An 18,143-nucleotide genomic window follows, 5' to 3' on the forward strand; every position below is an offset into this window, starting at 1 on the left:
GTCGTGAACCGGACAGTGACCGATCAGTAACCCATCAGACGTGAACCCGCGTTGTACCAGGGGTTTCCCGGGCCGCCGGGCGGCCCGGGAGAACGTGGTGTGAGTTTCACCCGCCGGGCCTGGCGCGCCGCCCGTCGAGCAGCGCGGCGGCCGTGAACAGCTCGACGCCGACGGCGATCGCGGACTCGTCGACGTCGAAGTCGCCGCGGTGCAGGTCGCGCTTGACGGGGTCCCCGGGCGTACGGACGCCCAGCCGGGCCAGCGCGCCGGGCACGTGCTCGAGGTACCAGGCGAAGTCCTCGCCGCCCAGGCTCTGGTCGGTGTCCTCGACGGAGTGGGGGCCGCGCCGGGCGACCATGGCGTCCCGGAGCAGGTCGGCGACCCCCGGGTCGTTGACCACCGGCGGCACCCCGCGGACGTAGTTGATCTCCGACTTGGCCCGGTGCATCGAGGCGACCTCGTCGATGGCCGCGTGGATCAGGTCCGGGGCGTCGTGCCAGGCGGCGAGGTCCAGGCAGCGGACCGTGCCGCACAGCTCGGCGGTCATCGGGATCACGTTGCAGGCGTGGCCCGAGGCGATCTTGCCCCAGGTCACGGCGAGGCCCGAGCGGGTGTCCACCCGCCTCGAGAGCAGCGCGGGCACGTCCGTGGCCACCCGGGCGGCGGCGGTGACCATGTCGGTGGTCAGGTGCGGACGGGCGGTGTGGCCGCCGGCGCCTTCAAGGGTGATTTCCAGCCGGTCGCACGCGGAGGTCACCGGCCCGGCCCGCAGGCCGATCTTCCCGGCGTCCACGCGCGGGTCGCAGTGGACCATGATGATCTGGCCGACCCCGTCGAGCGCCCCGCACTCGATCGCGTCGGTCGCGCCGCCGGGCAGCACCTCCTCGGCGGGCTGGAAGAGCAGCCGTACGGGGCGGGGCAGCAGCCCCTGGCGGTGCAGGGCCGCGAGCACCAGGCCGGCGCCCAGGACCGTGGTGGTGTGGACGTCGTGACCGCAGGCGTGCGCCCGGTCGGGCACGGTGGAGCGGTACGGCGCGTGCGCCTTGGCGTCCGGGATGGGCAGGGCGTCGATGTCCGCGCGCAGGGCCAGCATCGGCCGCTTGCCGTCCCAGGTGCCGATGTCGCAGATCAGCCCGGTGCCGGTCTCGAGGACGCGGGGCTTCAGGCCCGCCTTCTCCAGTCTGGCCTTGATCGCTGCGGTGGTGCGGAACTCCTGGTGTCCCAGCTCGGGATGCATGTGCAAGTCCCGGCGGAACGCGATCAGTTCGGCGCGCAGGCTCTCCGGGAGCCGACCCGGCAGGGAGGGCTCTTCGGGGTTTCCGGGCAGGGCGGTCTGGGGGTCGCGGGACATCAACTGGTTCACCCGTTGAAGCCTAGGCGCACTTGACGGCCATCTGGCTGGAGATCATGAAAAGTTCAGCCCGTTAGGGTAAGAAAACCCGGCCGGTGGGTGCATGACCTACGTGTCCTGGGGGTAAACTCCGCCGCTCATCCGGCCGCGGCGGAAGTGGAAGCTCCGCCTGTCGTGGCGAGCCTTCGCACGTCACGGGCGGTGTCGGTGACCCCCGCGAGGAAGCTCTGGGCCCTCGGCGAGGCCGCTCCGGCGAGCCAGCCGGGGTCGATGTCGCACACCGCGACGGTCACCCCGGTGCCGGCCAGTGCGTAGGGCAGGGTGTGGACGACCGTAGACGGAAAGCTGACGATCGTACGACCGATGGGCCCGCGCCGGGCGATCAGCTCCAGCGGCAGGTCGGGCCGGACGATCTCCAGCCCGGTGGCCTCGCTGAGCGCCCGCAGCTTCTCGGCGCCCTCCCGGCGGTGCGCGAAGTAACGGGTGGCCCCGTGCACGGCCGCCAGCCGCCGGACCGCCTCGACGTACCGCTCGTGCGCGACCACGCCGGTCTCCACCAGCGACGTGCCCACCAGGTCCGTGCCCGCGCACAGCCGCGGCGGCCCGAAGGCGGACCGGGTCCAGGCGAACTCGTTCGCGACCAGCTCCACCCCCTCCGGGGCGGTCACCGGCATCGCGCTGAACACGGTGACCCGGCGGCGGCCGGAGCGCCCCGGGGTGAACCGGCGCCGCGCCTGCGCGGACACCGGCGCGTACGCCAGCTCCTTGACCTTGCCGGGCAGGCCCTGCGCGCCCACCCGGTGCCAGCGCACCAGCCGCTCGCCCCGGGCGATCTGCCCGACGAACTCCATGGTCGCGGTGCCGTCGTCGACGACCACCAGCTCCCGGGCCCGTACGGAGGTCAGGAGGAGCTGGACGAACCGCGAGAACGGGTCGCCCACCACGAGCCGCTCGGCCCGGCGCACCGCCCCGCGCAGCGAGCCGAGCGCCCGGAAGGGCGCCAGCGCCCCGCCGCGGGCCTCCTGCCACTGCACCGTGTGCCCCTCGTCGCGGGCCAGGGCGGCCATCCGCCGCAGCTGGCCGCGCGACATGGGGTCCACCGGCGGCAGCACGACGACGCGCAGGCCGGGCAGGGGCGCGGCGCGCCGGGTGCTGCCGCCGGCGGGCTGGGGGGGTACGCCGGGCAGCGGGGACCGCTCCCCCTGCCGGGCGGCGGCTCGTGCCCGGGATTCCGCGTGGGCCCACTCCAGGACGTTCAGGAGCTGGACCGGGCTCTCCACGAGGGCGAGCGTGCTCGCCTCGGCGGTCGCGTGCGCTGTCACCGTGTTCTCCTGGTTGTGCTCGTGCTCCTGGTGCGGAGCGGGCCGGGTGCGGCGGGTGGGGGTCAGACGCCGGCGAGCTCGGCGACCTCGCCCTGGACGCGGCGCAGCTTCCTCATCGGGCCGAGCTCGGACGCGTAGACCTTCTTGACGCCGTCGCCGAGGGCGGTCTCGATGGTGCGGATGTCGCGGACCAGCCGGGCGAGGCCGCCCGGCTCGACGGAGGCGGCCTGGTCGGAGCCCCACATCGCGCGGTCGAGCGTGATGTGGCGCTCGACGAAGCAGGCGCCGAGGGCGACGGCGGCGAGGGTGGTCTGCAGGCCGGTCTCGTGGCCGCTGTAGCCGATCGGGACGTTCGGGTACTCCTCCATGAGCGTGTTGATCACGCGGAGGTTGAGCTCCTCGGCCTTGGCCGGGTACGTGGAAGTGGCGTGGCAGAGCAGGATGTTGTCGCTGCCGAGGACCTCGACCGCGTGGCGGATCTGCTTCGGCGTGGACATGCCGGTGGAGAGGATGACGGTGCGGCCGGTGGCGCGCAGGGCGCGCAGCAGCTCGTCGTCGGTCAGCGAGGCGGAGGCCACCTTGTGGGCGGGCACGTCGAACTTCTCCAGGAAGGCGACGGACTCGACGTCCCAGGGGGAGGCGAACCACGCGATGCCGCGCTTCGCGCAGTGCTCGTCGATGGCGCGGTACTCGTCCTCGCCGAACTCGACGCGGTGCCGGTAGTCGATGTACGTCATGCGGCCCCAGGGGGTGTCGCGCTCGATCTCCCACTGGTCGCGCGGGGTGCAGACCTCGGGGGTCCGCTTCTGGAACTTGACGGCGTCGCAGCCCGCGTCGGCCGCGGCGTCGATCAGCGCGAAGGCGTTGCCGAGGTCGCCGTTGTGGTTGATGCCGATCTCGCCGACGACGTAGACGGGGCGGCCGGGTCCGGCGGTGTGCGGGCCGAGGGTGCGCAGACGGGCGGTGGAGGCGGTCATGGCAGATGACGTCCTTCGGTTTGGTACGGGGCGTGCTCAGGGGGTCGGTGGGTGTCTCGGGTCGGGGCGTGTCTCGGGTCGGGGCGTGCGGGGGCGGGCCCGGTTCGGGGCCGGTCAGGGCGCCGGGGTGCGGAGCGCCGGGGTGCGGGGCGCGGGCATGGCGTCCGGCGGGGGGTCGAGGAGCGGGGCCAGGGCGCGGGCCCGGTCCAGGTCGTGCGGGTCGTCGATCTCCAGCACGCGGGCCGGGTCGGTGCGGACGGGCACGATGTGCCCGAAGAAGCGGTGCCGGGCCGTACGGAAGCCGGGGACGGACATCGCGTACGCGGCGCCGGTCTCCAGCAGGTCCTCGGGCCGGTCCTGGCGGCGCGGCCGGTGGGCCTCGTCGTGGTTGACGCCGTACCCGCTGCGGCCGGCCGGGGTGGCCGACTCGCGCCACAGGAAGCCGTGGAAGGGGGCGACGGTGAGCGCGCAGTCGGCGCCCCGGCGCACGACCGCGGCCGCCACCCCGTCGATCTCCTCGCTGGTCAGGAACGGGCTGGTGGCCTGGACGAGGAGGACCACGTCGGCCGGCCGCCCGTGCAGCGCCTCGTGGGCGTCGAGGGCGTGCAGCACCGCGGACTCGCTGGTGGCGGTGTCGCCGGAGAGTTCGGCCGGGCGGCTGACGACCTCGGCGCCGGCTTCCCGGGCGGCGGCCGCGACGGCCGCGTCGTCGGTGGAGACGACCACGTCGGTGACCTCGGCGGCCGCCCGGCAGGCCCGCACGGCGCGGGCCACCAGCGGCAGTCCGCCGACGGGGGCGAGGTTCTTGGCCGGGACGCCCTTGGAACCGCCCCGGGCGGGGATCACGGCCAGGACGCGGGGGCTTCGGTCGGGGTGTGCGGGGGTGCTCACAGGTCTCCCATCCGCCGGATGACGGGGGCCACGCGCTGGACGCCCTGCCGGTAGGCGCCGCGGGCGGCGTCGCGCAGCCAGGAGCGGGCGGCGCGCCGCAGCCGGGACTCCCCGGTGGCGGGCCGGACCGCGCCGGGCAGCGGGCGCCCGTCGGTGCCGAGGTGCTGGCGGGCGAGGATGCCCGGCAGGTAGCCGGGGGCGGTGGCGCACGTGTAGTAGGGGGCGGGGGCGGGCAGTTCGGGGAGCGCGGCCAGGGCTGCGAGCCGCTCGCGCGCGGTGTCGAAGGCCCGCTCGTACGGCCCGTCGGCGGCCACGCCCTGACGGGCCAACCAGTCGGGGTCGGGCTTCGGGCGGTGGCCCTCGTCGAGCTGGTCCCAGCTGGCGAGGCAGCCGGAGCCGACGAAGTGGTGGTTGCCGAGGGCCTCGCGGACGCCGAGGTCGGTGAGGACGGCGGTGGGGACGCCCCGGTGCAGCGACTCGAGCGCGGCCGTCGAACTGACGGTGACGAGCAGGTCGGTGCGGTCCAGGACCTCGCCCATGTTCCCGTACACCAGGCGGAGGTTGGCCGTGGTCCCGGGGAGCTTCTCCACGAGCTTCTGGTACGGCAGCTCTTCGAGGTGTGTGGTGTGTTCGCCGGGCTTGGAGCGCAGCTTGAGCAGCACCTCGCGGTCCGGGTGCCGGCGGGCGTGCTCGACGGCCCGGCGCAGCAGGTACGTGCGGTCGGCGCGGCTCTCCGGGACGGAGGGCTGGGCGGCGAACACGACGGTGTACGGGCGGTCGCCGGCGGCGTCGTACGGGGCGCCGCCCAGGAAGGGCAGGGCGGTCTCGGTGACGGCGGCCGCGTCGGCGCCCACTCCCTCGTACACGGCGCGGAACCGGTCGGCGTCGTGGCGGGAGTTGGCGAGGACGAGGTCGGCTCCGTGGCGCAGGAGCAGTCCGTCGGCGAGCTTCTCGTACACGACGCCGACGTAGCCGGTGACGAGGACGGGGCGCTCACCCGGCTCGGGCCACAGGGCGCGGGCGCCGTGCAGCACCGCCTGGACCGCGCCGCCGACGAGGGCGAGGACGACCACGTCGTACGGTTCGCGCTCCAGCTCCGCGAGGAACTCGGGGCACGTCACCTCGGTCAACCGGTCGGCCCGGACGCCCACTTCACCGAGCTGGCGCGGGGTCGGGGTGGCCCGGCCGCGCAGCAGGAAACCGGTGAGGTGGAGGTCGGGGGCGAGGCGGTGCGCGGTGAGTGCGCCCCATTTCCATCGCGTGTCGGAATCGGCGAGTACGGCGACCCGCGTCTTTCCGCGGGGGCTTTCGCCACTGGTCCTTGCTGGCACGTCGGTGAAGCTATGCGGGAATTCCGGTGATCGGCCCAACTGACCGACAACAGGGGGTTAACAGCCCGCCGACACGATGCGAATACGATCGCGGCGGCCCCGGAATTACCGGCAGCCCGACCGGGTTAACCATCCTGCCATTCTTCGTTCACGTGCAGTCCCCGCCCGGTCCATGGTGAATGCCGCGCCACGTCCTAGTGTCGGGCAGGTGGTCAAGCTCTCCGTCGTCGTGCCGTTCTACAACGTGCAGACATATGCGCCAGACGCCCTGCGAAGCCTCCGCGCGAACGCGCGGGACGACTTCGAGTTCGTCCTCGTGGACGACCGGTCGACCGACGGGACGCCGGAGCTCCTGGAGCGGGCGGCCCGGGAGCTGCCCGGGGCGGTGTTCATCCGGCACGAGGAGAACGGCGGGCTGGCCACCGCCCGCAACACGGGGCTGGACGCGGCCCGCGGCGAGTACCTGACGTTCATGGACGGGGACGACTGGCTGGCACCCGGCCATTTGGCCGGCGTCCTGGCCGAAATAGAGGCCCTGGGCTGCGACTTCGTCCGCGTCGACCACGTCCGGTCGACCGGCCGGAACCGGCTGGTGCAGCGCGTGCCGCACGGCCCGCAGGGCGAGGTGTCGGTGCCGCGGGAGGCGATCCTGCCGGCCGACCGCTCGACCTCGGTGGACTACCCCTACGCCTGGGCGGGGATGTACCACCGGCGGCTGAAGGACCGGGGGCTGCTGCACTTCACGGACGGTCTGCGGACGGCCGAGGACCGGCCGTGGATCTGGCGGCTGCACCGGGAGGCGGAGTCGTTCGCGGCCGTCGGCCGGGCCGGGATCTTCTACCGGCGCGGAGTGGCGACGTCACTCACGCAGATCGGCGACGTGCGGCAGCTGGATTTCGTCCGGGCATTCGATCAAGTCGTGTCCGAAACGGCTGCGGACCGCGACGCCGATCTCCTCCTCCCCAAGGCCGTTCGCACATATTGCGCAATTATTTCGCACCATATGGGTTCCATCGAAAGGTTCGAACCGGCCGTGGCCAGAAAACTCCGTGCGATGAGCGCGGCCGCGCTGAGGCGAATGCCCCAGGACGTTCTCGACGATGCGCTCGATTCCATGGACGTGCCCCGTGCGGTGCTGCTGCGCCGACTCCGTCGGCGTGCCTCGGTGGGCGCGGGGGTGGGTGCGTGAATTCCGCCCGCGCGACCCGTACGACGCAGGTCTTCCTGGCCTCGACCCTGTACGGCGCGGCCACCCTGGCCGCCGCCCTCGACGCCGGCCGCTTCCCGGCCGCCGACCGGCGCGTCCTGCTGGTCAGCAACAACGCCGCGGTGCCCGAGACCACCCCGGGACCGGCCGCCACGCCGGGTTTCGCGCTGCTGGCCGCCCGCTTCGACGACGTACTGGACTGGAACGCCACCATCGAGCCGCTCCACCCCAGCGGCTGGCTGCCCCGCCCCGACGACGTCCCCCTGTGGGAGCGGCAGCTGCGCGCCCTGTGGGAGCTGGGCGAGGACCGGGTCGAGCTGGTCGTGGAGTCCCTCCAGGTCGCGCCCGCGCAGGCACTGGTGCAGCTGTTCCCGGGCTCCCCGATCGACGTGTACGCCGACGGGCTGATGAGCTACGGACCGACCCGCAGCAAGCTGGACCCGCAGATCGGCGGCCGGGTGCGGCGACTGCTGCACCTGGACCTCGTACCGGGGCTGGAACCGCTGCTGCTCACCGAGTTCGGGGTGCCGGCGGAGCTGGTGCCGGCCGAGTCGTTCCTGAAGGTGCTCGCCGAACTCGCCGAAGAGGCCCCGGCCTCCCCCGCCGCCGCGGGCGGGGCGCTGCTGCTGGGCCAGTACCTGTCGGCGCTCGAACTGATCAGCCCGCAGGAAGAGGAGGAGCTGCACGTCCGGATGGTCCGCGGCGCACATGCGCTCGGCCACCGCGACCTGGTCTTCAAGCCCCACCCCAGCGCCCCGGCGCGCTGGTCGCGGCGGGTGGAGGAGGAGGCCGAGCGGCTCGGGGCGGCGCTGACGGTGGTCGACACCCCGGTGCTGGCCGAGACGCTGTACCAGCGGGCCCGGCCCGCCCTCGTGGTGGGCTGCTTCTCCACCGGTCTGCTGACCGCCGCCACCCTGTACGGGATCCCCGCCGCGCGCACGGGCACCGGCCCGCTGCTCGACCGGCTGGCCCCGTACCAGAACAGCAACCGGGTGCCGCTGACCCTGGTCGACGCGCTGCTGCCGGAGCTGGAGGACGCGGCGGCGGTCGGCGCCTGGGCCCCGCCCACCGCCGAGCGGATGCCGGCGGAGCTGTCCGGACTGGTCACGGCGGTCGGGTACGCGATGCAGTCGCAGATCCTGGCGGCACGGCGGCCGGACGCCGAGCGCTACCTGGCGGCGCACCTCGACGAGCGCACCTGGCGGTACTTCAAGCGACGGCGGCTGACCGCGCTCGGCCTGCCCGGCGCGGTGCCCTCGCAGCTCGCCTTCCTGCCGCGCAGCCCCGCGGTGCGGCGGGTGGTCCGGCGCGTGAAGCACCTGCGGCGGTCGGTCCGGCGCACGGCGGCGGGGTGACGGCCGGGATGGCGGCCGGGGGGACGGCGGAGACGGCTCCGGGAACGGCGGAGACGGCTCCGGGGACGGCGTCGGGGACGGCTCCGGGGACGGCGTCGGGGACGGTCACGGACGCGGCTGGGTCCGCGGCGGAGCTGCCCCCGCCCCGGGTGTCCTCGGGGCGCGCCCCGGGGGCCGGGTCCCGGCTCCGCGCCCTGGACGGGCTGCGGCTGGTCGCGGCCCTGATGGTGGCCGGCTACCACTACGGCGGGCGGGACGGGGAGATCGCCCGCTCCTGGGGCGCCTCGCCCCGGGAGCTGTTCCCGGCGGCCTCGCCGTGGCTGGCGTACGGGTGCCTGGGCGTGCAGGTCTTCTTCGTGATCAGCGGGTTCGTGATCTGCATGAGCGCATGGGGGCGCCCGCTGCGCGCCTTCTTCGCCTCGCGGGTGGCCCGCCTCTACCCGGCGTACTGGGCCGCGATCGCACTCGTCACGCTGGTGTTCGCGCTGCCCTGGCTGCCGTACAGGGCCCTGGGGCTGAGCGACGCCCTGGTGAACCTCACCATGCTCCAGCAGCCGCTCGGCGCGCCCCGGGTGCTCGGGGTGTGCTGGACCCTGTGGGCGGAACTGCGCTTCTACGCCCTCTTCGCGCTGTTCGTGGTCCTCCCCGGCGGGGGGCGGCGGCGGACGCTGCTCTTCTGCGGGGGCTGGACGGTGGCGGCGGCCCTCGCGGACGCGGCGGACCAGCCGTTCCTGACGCAGGCGCTGATGCCGGAGTACGCGCCGTTCTTCATCGGCGGGATCGGCCTCTACCTCGTGCACCGCGACCGGCGGGACGTGCTCGCCTGGGGCGTCGCGGCAACGGGCTGGCTGATCGGCCAGCACAACGCGGTGGCCGGCCTGTGGCACGCCCCCGACCCGCGGTTCTTCTCGTACCGCAGCGCGGCGGTGATCGTCGCCGTGGTGACCGCCGGCTTCGCGGCCGTGGCGCTGATCGCGGTGGGCCGCACGCACAGGGCGAACTGGCGCTGGCTCACCGTCGCGGGCGCCCTGACGTACCCCTTCTACCTGGTGCACGAGCACCTGGGCTGGGCCGTCATCCGCGTCCTGCGCCGGTCCCTGCACCTCCCGGCGCCCGCCGTCTTCGCCGCCACGCTCGCCCTGATGCTGGCCCTGGCCTGGCTCCTGCACCGCTACGTCGAACGCCCCCTGACCCCGCGCGTGCGCAAGGGCCTGGGCTGACCTGGGCCTCAGGTGCTCTCGGCAGCACCGTCGAGCAAGCGGTCGACCAGCAGCTCAACGCTCACGCCCCGCGTCTCGGGCGGGGAGACGGTCATGCCCCGCTTGAACACCTCGCGCGATGCGTACACACCGCTGCGCGGACGTGTGCACAGCAGGACCTCCTCGTGCCGACGATCGGCAATCAGGTACACGGGAATGCCCGCCTGGGACCGAGCTCAGCCCGTCGCGAGCTTCGCGGCGAAGCCGAGGAAGAGGACGCCGACGGCGGAGGTGGCACCCGCGGAGAGGCGCTTGCGCCGGCGGAAGGCGGCGGCCAGGCGGGTGCCGCCGAATATGAGGGTGGAGAGGTACAGCATGCTGGCCAGCTGCGTCAGGACGCCCAGGAGCAGGAAGGACAGCGCCGGGTAGGCGTAGTCCGGGTCCACGAACTGCACGAAGAAGGACAGCAGGAACAGGATGGCCTTCGGGTTGAGCAGGCTGATCAGCAGCGCGCGCCGGTACGGGTGCTCGGAGTCGGCCGGCGGCTCGCCGGTCATGATCTCCTCCTGCCGGGCCGCCCGCTCGCGCCACATCGTCCGCGCGGCCCGCATCATGCCCACGGCCATCCAGGCGAGGTAGCCCGCGCCGAGGTACTTCACGACCCCGAACAGCACCGGGCTGGCCTGGAGAAGCGAGGCCGCGCCCACCGCGGCCAGCACCATCAGCACCGTGTCGCCGGTGAACACGCCGGCGGCGGCCTTGTACCCGGAGCGCACGCCGCGGCGGGCCGCGACGGACAGCACGTACAGCGAGTTCGGCCCCGGCAGCAGCACGATCAGGACGAGGCCGGCGAGGTAGGTCGGAAGGTCGGTGACACCCAGCATGCGGCGAGTGTCGCACGCAGGTCCGACACCGCCCATGTCAGTTCCCTCACATGAGATGGCACCTGACACCCGGGTGCCCCGGGAGGCGCGCCGACCTCAGAAGGACTCCACCGGTACGTACGTCCCCCACACCTCCCGCAGCGCCCCGCACACCTCGCCGATCGTGGCCCGCGCCCGCAGCGCCTCCCGCATCGGGTAGAGGACGTTCCCGGTGCCGGCGGCCGTCCTGCGCAGGTCCGCCAGGACCCGGTCCACCGCCGCCCCGTCCCGCTCGGCCCGCAGCCGGGCCAGCCGCGCCGCCTGCTGCGCCTCGATCGCCGGGTCCACGCGCAGCGGCTCGTACGGCTCCTCCTCGTCGAGCACGAAGCGGTTCACCCCGACCACCACCCGCTCGCCGCCGTCCGTCTCCTGCGCGATCCGGTACGCGTTCCGTTCGATCTCGCCCTTCTGGAACCCGCGCTCGATGGCGCTGACCGCGCCGCCCAGGTCCTCGACCCGTCCCATCAGCGCCACGGCCGCCGCCTCCACCTCGTCCGTCATCCGCTCGACCGCGTACGAGCCGGCGAACGGGTCGACGGTGGCGGTCACGTCCGTCTCGTACGCCAGCACCTGCTGGGTGCGCAGCGCGAGCCGCGCGGCCTTCTCGGTGGGCAGCGCGATCGCCTCGTCGAAGGAGTTGGTGTGCAGCGACTGGGTCCCGCCCAGCACCGCCGCGAGCCCCTGCACGGCCACCCGCACCAGGTTCACCTCGGGCTGCTGGGCCGTCAGCTGCACCCCCGCGGTCTGGGTGTGGAAGCGGAGCATCAGGGACTTGGGGTCCCTCGCCCCGAACTCCTCCCGCATGGTCCGCGCCCAGATCCGGCGGGCCGCCCGGAACTTCGCCACCTCCTCCAGCAGCGTCGTGCGGGCCACGAAGAAGAAGGACAGCCGGGGCGCGAAGTCGTCCACGTCCATGCCCGCCGCCACCGCCGTACGGACGTACTCGGCCCCGTCGGCCAGCGTGAAGGCGATCTCCTGCACGGGCGAGGCACCGGCCTCCGCCATGTGGTACCCGGAGATGGAGATGGTGTTCCACCTGGGGACCTCCGTCCGGCAGTACCGGAAGATGTCGGAGGTCAGCCGCAGCGAGGGCTGGGGCGGGAAGATGTACGTCCCCCGGGCGATGTACTCCTTCAGCACGTCGTTCTGGATCGTGCCGGTCAGCCGGTCGGCCGGCACCCCCTGCTCCTCCGCCACCAGCTGGTACATCAGGAGCAGCACCGCGGCCGGCGCGTTGATGGTCATGGACGTCGAGACCCGGTCCAGCGGGATGCCGTCGAAGAGCACCCGCATGTCCTCGACCGAGTCGATCGCCACCCCGACCTTGCCCACCTCGCCGTGCGCGAGCGGGGCGTCGGAGTCGTGGCCCATCTGGGTGGGCAGGTCGAAGGCCACCGAAAGGCCGGTCGTGCCGTGCTCGATGAGCTGCCGGTAGCGGGCGTTGGACTCCACCGCCGTGCCGAAGCCGGCGTACTGGCGCATCGTCCACGGCCGTCCGGTGTACATGGAGGGGTAGACGCCGCGGGTGAAGGGGTACGAGCCCGGCGCGCCGAGGCGCTCGGCGGGGTCCCAGCCGCGCAGGTCGTCCGGGCCGTAGACCGGTTCGAGGGGGAGGCCCGACTCGGAATGCCGCGTCATCGTTACCGCTCCTCCATCAAGAGGTGTGCCGGGTACTGGTACAACCTGTCCCGCACCGGAGCCATTCGCAACCTTCAGGGCCCGGGAAGCATCCCTATGGACACAGTCGGAAAACGGGGGGAACACATGTACCGCCAGAAGGTCTTCAGAGCCGCGCTGGTGGCGGCCGTCGCCGCGGCCGTCGTGACGGGCTGCGGCCCGCAGGACTCGGGGGCCGCGGGGGCGTCCGGGGGCAGTGCGGGCGCGTCGAGCAGCCCGTCGCAGGACGACAAGGGCGGGGCGACCCCGTCGGCGTCGGAGTCCGCGTCGCCGTCCGGGTCCGCCTCGGACTCGGCGTCCCCGTCGGCCTCCGCGTCCGCCTCCGCGGACAAGCCCCTCATGGCGGAGGGCACCGAGAACGACCAGGTCCGCGAGCTCCAGGCGCGGTTGCGCCAGCTGGACTACTTCAAGCGCTCCCCCACCGGCTTCTACGGCAGCATGACCGCGACCGCGGTGAAGGGCTTCCAGACGAAGCGGCAGCTGACCGCCACCGGCAGCGTCGACCAGAAGACCTGGGACAAGCTGCTCGGGATGACGCACGAGCCGACCGCGGACGAGCTGACCCCGCCGACCACCAACGAGCTGGACAAGCCGGACGCGCGCTGCCTGACCGGCCGCGTGATGTGCATCAGCAAGGAGAGCCGCACCCTCGCCTGGATGATCGACGGCAAGGTGCAAATGGCCTTCGACGTGCGCTTCGGCTCCGAGAACACGCCCACCCGCGAGGGGCTGTTCAACGTGGAGTGGAAGGCGAAGGAGTGGACGTCGACCCTCTTCCACACCCCGATGCCGTACGCGATGTTCTTCAGCCGGGGCCAGGCGGTCCACTACTCGGCCGACTTCGCGGCCCGCGGCTACGCCGGCGCCTCGCACGGCTGCGTCAACGTCCGCGACAAGGTGAAGCTGTCCCAGCTCTTCGACGCGGTGAAGGTCGGCGACAAGGTCGTCGTCTACTGGTGACCGTCGCGTCCGTCGCCCCGTGAGGCTACTCGGCCCGCGGGGCGGCGGCTCGCAGGATCTGCTCGACGTCGAGGGTGACCTCGGCCCCGATCGACTCGGGCAGGGTCACGAGCTCGCCGGGCGCGTGGACGCGGTGGGTGGCGTAGTCGTCCTGCGCCGGTTCGGTCAGTACGTGCAGACGGCTGTGCCTCCGGTCGACGATCACGTAGACGGGGACCTTGGCGTTGGCGTAGGCGGTGACCTTGTCGCGCAGGTCGGTCCTGTAGTTGCTGGAGGTGACCTCCAGCACCAGGCGGAAGACGACGGGGTCGTAGCAGTTGTTCTCGACGTGGCGGTCTTCGAGGTCGGCGTCGACCACGGAGAGATCGGGGATGGCGTAGTCCTCACGCCCGTCGGGCAACCAGAGGCCGATGGCCTGCAGCACCTGCGACTCGTCGCCGTGCAGCCCGGCCGTGAGGAACGGGAGCATGAGGTCGGTCAGGGCTCGCGCGTGGGCGCCGTCCGCTGGTGGCGACACGAGGATCTGTCCTCCGATGATCTCGACGCGGACGCCTGGGTTCTGCTCCATGAGCCGGTTGGCCATGTCGATGAGCGGCCATTCGCCGTGGGGCCCCTCAGCGGGTGTTGCTGACATCACGTGCCTCCCGTGGGCTGCCGTCGAGAGCATCATCGTAGGGCGCCCCCGGGACCCCGATGCCGGATCCGGCGCGCTCACCCGAACGGGCGAGGGCCCCGTCCCCCGGTGTCGGAAACACCGGGGGACGGGGCCCTCGTACGACCTGCGGGACCGGGAAGGTCAGAAGCGGCGCGTGATCAGCGCGCGCTTGACTTCCTGGATCGCCTTGGTGACCTCGATGCCGCGGGGGCACGCGTCGGTGCAGTTGAAGGTCGTGCGGCAGCGCCACACGCCGTCCTTGTCGTTCAGGATCTCCAGCCGCTGCTCGCCGGCCTCGTCACGCGAGTCGAAGATGAAGCGGTGCGCGTTGACGATCGCCGCCGGGCCGAAGTACTGGCCGTCGTTCCAGAACACCGGGCACGAGGACGTGCACGCGGCGCAGAGGATGCACTTGGTGGTGTCGTCGAAGCGCTCGCGGTCCTCGGCGGACTGCAGGCGCTCGCGGGTCGGCTCGTTGCCCTTGGTGACCAGGAACGGCATGACGTCCCGGTACGCCTGGAAGAAGGGCTCCATGTCGACGATGAGGTCCTTCATCACCGTGAGGCCCTTGATGGCCTCGACCGTGATGGGCTTCTCCGGGTTGATGTCCTTGATCAGCGTCTTGCAGGCGAGCCTGTTCTTGCCGTTGATCCGCATCGCGTCGGAGCCGCAGATGCCGTGCGCGCAGGAGCGGCGGAAGGTGAGCGTGCCGTCCAGGTTCCACTTGATCTTGTGGAGACCGTCGAGCACGCGCTCCTTCGGGTCGATCTCGATCTGGAAGTCCTGCCACTCCGCCTGGTCGGAGACCTCGGGGTTGAAGCGGCGGATCCGGAAGGTGACCGTGATGTACGGGGAGGCGGCGGACTCCGCCTCCACCTTGTCGAGGGTCGGGGTGGCCATCAGTACTTACGCTCCATCGGCTGGTAGCGGGTGGTGACGACGGGCTTGTAGTCGAGCCGGACGGAGTCCTTGCCGTCGGCGGCCACCTCGCGGTACGCCATGGTGTGGCGCATGAAGTTGACGTCGTCGCGGTTCGGGTAGTCCTCGCGGTAGTGACCGCCGCGGGACTCCTTGCGGGCCAGGGCCGAGACGGCCATGACCTCGGCCAGGTCGAGCAGGTTGCCCAGCTCGATGGCCTCCAGCAGGTCCGTGTTGAACCGCTTGCCCTTGTCCTGGATCGAGACGTTCTTGTAGCGCTCGCGCAGCTCCGCGATCTTCTCGACCGCGGTCTTGATGGTCTGCTCCGTGCGGAACACCGACACGTTCGCGTCCATCGTCTCCTGCAGCTCGTTGCGCAGGTCGGCGACCCGCTCCGAGCCGGTGGAGTTGCGCAGCTGCTCGACCAGGTCGGTCACCAGCTGGCCCGGGTTCTCCGGCAGCTCGACGAAGTCGGCCTTGGCGGAGTACTCCGCGGCGGCGATGCCGGCGCGGCGGCCGAAGACGTTGATGTCGAGGAGCGAGTTGGTGCCCAGGCGGTTGGCGCCGTGCACGGAGACGCAGGCGACCTCGCCGGCCGCGTACAGGCCCGGGACGACGGTGGTGTTGTCCGACAGGACCTCACCCTCGACGTTGGTCGGGATGCCGCCCATGGCGTAGTGCGCGGTGGGCTGGATCGGGATCGGGTCCGTGTAGGGCTCGATGCCGAGGTAGGTGCGCGCGAACTCCGTGATGTCCGGGAGCTTGGCGTCCAGCTGCTCCGGCGGCAGGTGCGTCAGGTCCAGGTAGACGTGGTCGCCCTCGGGACCGCAGCCGCGGCCCTCGCGGATCTCCGTGTAGATGGAGCGGGAGACGACGTCACGGGACGCGAGGTCCTTCATGACCGGCGCGTACTTCTCCATGAAGCGCTCGCCGTCCTTGTTGCGGAGGATGCCGCCCTCACCGCGGGCGCCCTCCGTCAGCAGGATGCCCATGCGCCAGATGCCGGTCGGGTGGAACTGGAAGAACTCCATGTCCTCCAGCGGCAGGCCGCGCCGGTAGCAGGCCGCCTGGCCGTCACCGGTGAGGGTGTGCGCGTTGGAGGTCACCTTGAAGAACTTGCCGTTGCCGCCGGAGGCGTAGATGACGGCCTTCGCCTGGAAGATGTGGATCTCGCCGGTGGCCAGCTCGTACGCGACCACGCCGGCGGACTTCTTGACGCCGTCGACCTCGGTGATCAGCTGGTCCAGGACGTAGAACTCGTTGAAGAACTCCACGCCCTCCTTGACGCAGTTCTGGTACAGCGTCTGGAGGATCATGTGGCCGGTGCGGTCCGCGGCGTAGCAGGACCGGCGGACCGGGGCCTCGCCGTGGTTGCGCGAGTGGCCGCCGAAGCGGCGCTGGTCGATGGTGCCGTCCGGGGTGCGGTTGAACGGCAGGCCCATCTTCTCGAGGTCGAGGACCGCGTCGATGGCCTCCTTCGCCAGGATCTCGGCGGCGTCCTGGTCGACCAGGTAGTCACCGCCCTTGACCGTGTCGAAGGTGTGCCACTCCCAGTTGTCCTCCTCCACGTTGGCCAGCGCGGCGGCCATGCCGCCCTGCGCGGCGCCCGTGTGGGAGCGGGTCGGGTAGAGCTTCGTCAGGACCGCGGTGCGGCTGCGCTTCGTCGCCTCGATGGCGGCGCGCATGCCCGCGCCACCGGCGCCGACGATGACGGTGTCGTACTTGTGGATCTTCATGCGATGTGTCGCCTCAGCCCCGTTGCCTAGCGGATGTTCGGGTCGAAGGTGAAGATCACCAGCGTGCCCAGGAGGATGGTGAACACCGTGGCGGTGTAGAGCAGGCCCTTCAGCCACAGCCGCGTGTTCGCGCGCTCCGCGTAGTCGTTGATGACGGTACGCAGGCCGTTGGCGCCGTGCAGCATGGCCAGCCACAGCATCAGCAGGTCCCAGACCTGCCAGAACGGGGAGGCCCAGCGGCCGGCCACGAAGGCGAAGCCGACCTTGCTCACGCCGCCGTCGAGCACCAGCTGGATCAGCAGGTGGCCGATGACCAGCACGACCAGGACGACGCCCGAGAGGCGCATGAAGAGCCAGGCGGCCATCTCGAAGTTGCCGCGGGTGGCGCGGGGCGTCTTGCCGGTGCGCTTGCGCGGGGCCTCGATGTACGGCGCCGGGTTGTCGACGTCGTACAGGCTCACGCCCTCGACGGCGCCGATCGCGGAAGAAGAGGTGTCTGCGGACATCTGTGTCACTTCCCGAACAGCTCGAGGTAGGCGTGGTGGAGGATCGGGTAGACGGCGAAGGCCATCAGCACGATCCACACGCCCACTACGGACCAGAGCATCTGCTTCTGGTAGCGCGGGCCCTTGGACCAGAAGTCCACGGCGATGACACGGAGACCGTTGAGCGCGTGGAAGAGGATGGCGGCCACGAGGCCGTACTCCAGCAGCGCGACGATCGGCGTCTTATAGGTGGCCACGACATCGTCATACGCCTCGGGGGAGACGCGGACGAGAGCGGTGTCGAGGACGTGTACGAACAGGAAGAAGAAGATGAGGACGCCGGTGACTCGGTGAGCCACCCAACTCCACATTCCTTCCCGGCCGCGGTACAGCGTTCCAGCCGGCACGGAAAACCCTCCGGAAGCGAGGCGAGGGCCGCCGGCTTCGTTGTCGGTCGGGCCCGGCCGGGTACGGTCCACCGGCCCCCGACATCGTAGCGACGACTTGTCGGTTCCTTTGCCCGGGGTCCGGCGGTGTGATCAAACAGGCACGGACGGGCTATCGGACAGGTCCGAACCTGCCCAATTCGGGCGTACGCCCACGCCTCCGGGCGGGCCGGGCGCGGGTGCCGCGGAAGGCATGAGGACGCCGGCGCCGACGAGCGTCCCGACGAGCGCGAGGATCCGGCCGCGCGCCAGCCGCCGCAGCTCCTCGGCCGCGATCGTGCGCTCCTCCTCGGGGTCGTTCGCCATCCGCCGGTGGAGCGCCTCCAGCACCTGGTCGGGATGCTCCTCGGCGGGGTGGTCGTCCAGGCAGATGAGGAAGGCGTAACCGAACGTCCGCTCGTACTCGTCCTGGGCCGCCGCGAGCGCCAGATGGGCGGCGGGCAGCGCGTCGCGGTGCAGCTCGGCCGGGAACTCGTCGGCCAGCGCCTCCGTCAGGTCCGCCCGCGAGAGGTCGTACGCCGCCTCGTCGGCCGCGGCGAGCAGCGCGTCCAGGTCCGGGTACGGGCGGTGGGCCGCGACCCGGTGCGCCCAGCGGCGGCTGCCGCAGCAGTGGAGGAGGGCCTCCTCGGCGGCTTCCGGGGTCGCCGCGTTGAAGAGGGTCAGCCCCGAGCTGCCGCGGACCTGTCCCGGGAGATGGCTGGACAGCGTGG

General features: G+C 72.1%; 17 protein-coding genes and 1 pseudogene. 4 read left to right on the forward strand and 14 right to left on the reverse strand.

Annotation, left to right across the window (positions count from 1 at the left end; translation table 11 throughout):
* Positions 1 to 106 precede the first annotated feature (106 nt).
* The 5 genes and pseudogenes from IF43_RS0123465 to IF43_RS0123485 form a co-directional block, all read right to left on the reverse strand.
* Positions 107 to 1,351 (reverse strand): amidohydrolase, encoded by a 1,245-nt coding sequence (locus tag IF43_RS0123465; RefSeq protein WP_030204059.1) that lies wholly within the window; start codon positions 1,349 to 1,351, stop codon positions 107 to 109.
* A gap of 137 nt (positions 1,352 to 1,488) precedes the next feature.
* Entirely contained in the window at positions 1,489 to 2,673 is a 1,185-nt protein-coding gene (locus IF43_RS0123470; protein ID WP_051795933.1) for a hypothetical protein, read from the reverse strand.
* A gap of 62 nt (positions 2,674 to 2,735) precedes the next feature.
* Positions 2,736 to 3,650, reverse strand: a complete 915-nt coding sequence (locus IF43_RS0123475) for an N-acetylneuraminate synthase family protein (protein ID WP_030204062.1) — start codon at positions 3,648 to 3,650, stop codon at positions 2,736 to 2,738.
* Between the two features lie 174 nt (positions 3,651 to 3,824).
* A pseudogene (locus IF43_RS0123480) lies at positions 3,825 to 4,541 on the reverse strand (NTP transferase domain-containing protein); the annotation flags it as partial.
* Entirely contained in the window at positions 4,538 to 5,872 is a 1,335-nt protein-coding gene (locus IF43_RS0123485) for a DUF6716 putative glycosyltransferase (protein WP_030204065.1), read from the reverse strand. The pseudogene IF43_RS0123480 and the gene IF43_RS0123485, both read right to left, overlap by 4 nt.
* 208 nt (positions 5,873 to 6,080) lie before the next feature.
* On the opposite strand from IF43_RS0123485, the gene IF43_RS0123490 reads away from it, so the two are divergent.
* The 3 genes from IF43_RS0123490 to IF43_RS0123500 all read left to right on the forward strand — a co-directional run bounded on the left by IF43_RS0123490 (position 6,081) and on the right by IF43_RS0123500 (position 9,654).
* Positions 6,081 to 7,061, forward strand: coding sequence for a glycosyltransferase family 2 protein (locus IF43_RS0123490; protein ID WP_030204066.1), 981 nt, complete (start codon positions 6,081 to 6,083; stop codon positions 7,059 to 7,061).
* Entirely contained in the window at positions 7,058 to 8,434 is a 1,377-nt protein-coding gene (locus IF43_RS0123495; RefSeq protein WP_030204067.1) for a polysialyltransferase family glycosyltransferase, read from the forward strand. The genes IF43_RS0123490 and IF43_RS0123495 overlap by 4 nt, the downstream gene beginning before the upstream one ends.
* A gap of 149 nt (positions 8,435 to 8,583) precedes the next feature.
* Positions 8,584 to 9,654, forward strand: a complete 1,071-nt coding sequence (locus IF43_RS0123500; RefSeq protein ID WP_324605123.1) for an acyltransferase — start codon at positions 8,584 to 8,586, stop codon at positions 9,652 to 9,654.
* A gap of 8 nt (positions 9,655 to 9,662) precedes the next feature.
* Here the strand turns inward: IF43_RS0123500 and IF43_RS41020 are convergent, their stop codons facing one another.
* The 3 genes from IF43_RS41020 to IF43_RS0123515 all read right to left on the reverse strand — a co-directional run bounded on the left by IF43_RS41020 (position 9,663) and on the right by IF43_RS0123515 (position 12,194).
* Positions 9,663 to 9,845 carry a hypothetical protein gene (locus IF43_RS41020; protein WP_234332499.1) on the reverse strand — a complete coding sequence of 61 codons (183 nt, stop codon included), beginning with the start codon at positions 9,843 to 9,845 and terminating at the stop codon, positions 9,663 to 9,665.
* A 24-nt stretch (positions 9,846 to 9,869) separates the two neighbouring features.
* Complete coding sequence (gene leuE / locus IF43_RS0123510) at positions 9,870 to 10,517, reverse strand: leucine efflux protein LeuE (RefSeq protein ID WP_030204069.1); 648 nt, start codon at positions 10,515 to 10,517, stop codon at positions 9,870 to 9,872.
* Between the two features lie 96 nt (positions 10,518 to 10,613).
* Positions 10,614 to 12,194, reverse strand: a complete 1,581-nt coding sequence (locus tag IF43_RS0123515; RefSeq protein WP_030204070.1) for a methylmalonyl-CoA mutase — start codon at positions 12,192 to 12,194, stop codon at positions 10,614 to 10,616.
* 126 nt (positions 12,195 to 12,320) lie between these two features.
* Here IF43_RS0123515 and IF43_RS36805 point away from each other — a divergent pair, with 126 nt between their 5' ends.
* On the forward strand, positions 12,321 to 13,193 hold the full coding sequence (locus IF43_RS36805; protein ID WP_107048580.1) for a L,D-transpeptidase family protein: 873 nt from the start codon (positions 12,321 to 12,323) through the stop codon (positions 13,191 to 13,193).
* Positions 13,194 to 13,218: 25 nt separating this feature from the next.
* Here the strand turns inward: IF43_RS36805 and IF43_RS0123530 are convergent, their stop codons facing one another.
* The 6 genes from IF43_RS0123530 to IF43_RS0123555 form a co-directional block, all read right to left on the reverse strand.
* Positions 13,219 to 13,827, reverse strand: a complete 609-nt coding sequence (locus IF43_RS0123530) for a Uma2 family endonuclease (protein ID WP_030204074.1) — start codon at positions 13,825 to 13,827, stop codon at positions 13,219 to 13,221.
* Between the two features lie 162 nt (positions 13,828 to 13,989).
* Entirely contained in the window at positions 13,990 to 14,748 is a 759-nt protein-coding gene (locus tag IF43_RS0123535; RefSeq protein ID WP_030204075.1) for a succinate dehydrogenase iron-sulfur subunit, read from the reverse strand.
* On the reverse strand, positions 14,748 to 16,502 hold the full coding sequence (gene sdhA, locus IF43_RS0123540; RefSeq protein ID WP_030204078.1) for a succinate dehydrogenase flavoprotein subunit: 1,755 nt from the start codon (positions 16,500 to 16,502) through the stop codon (positions 14,748 to 14,750). Before sdhA ends, IF43_RS0123535 begins: the two co-directional genes overlap by 1 nt.
* Positions 16,503 to 16,528: 26 nt before the next feature.
* Positions 16,529 to 17,008 (reverse strand): succinate dehydrogenase hydrophobic membrane anchor subunit, encoded by a 480-nt coding sequence (locus IF43_RS0123545; protein ID WP_030204079.1) that lies wholly within the window; start codon positions 17,006 to 17,008, stop codon positions 16,529 to 16,531.
* A gap of 5 nt (positions 17,009 to 17,013) precedes the next feature.
* Positions 17,014 to 17,394, reverse strand: a complete 381-nt coding sequence (gene sdhC / locus IF43_RS0123550; protein WP_078910385.1) for a succinate dehydrogenase, cytochrome b556 subunit — start codon at positions 17,392 to 17,394, stop codon at positions 17,014 to 17,016.
* A 132-nt stretch (positions 17,395 to 17,526) separates the two neighbouring features.
* Positions 17,527 to 18,096, reverse strand: a complete 570-nt coding sequence (locus IF43_RS0123555) for a 2-oxo-4-hydroxy-4-carboxy-5-ureidoimidazoline decarboxylase (RefSeq protein WP_234332510.1) — start codon at positions 18,094 to 18,096, stop codon at positions 17,527 to 17,529.
* Positions 18,097 to 18,143: the final 47 nt, after the last annotated feature.

Origin of the sequence: Streptomyces sp. NRRL S-87, from assembly GCF_000719335.1 — a bacterium.
Lineage (GTDB): Bacteria > Actinomycetota > Actinomycetes > Streptomycetales > Streptomycetaceae > Streptomyces.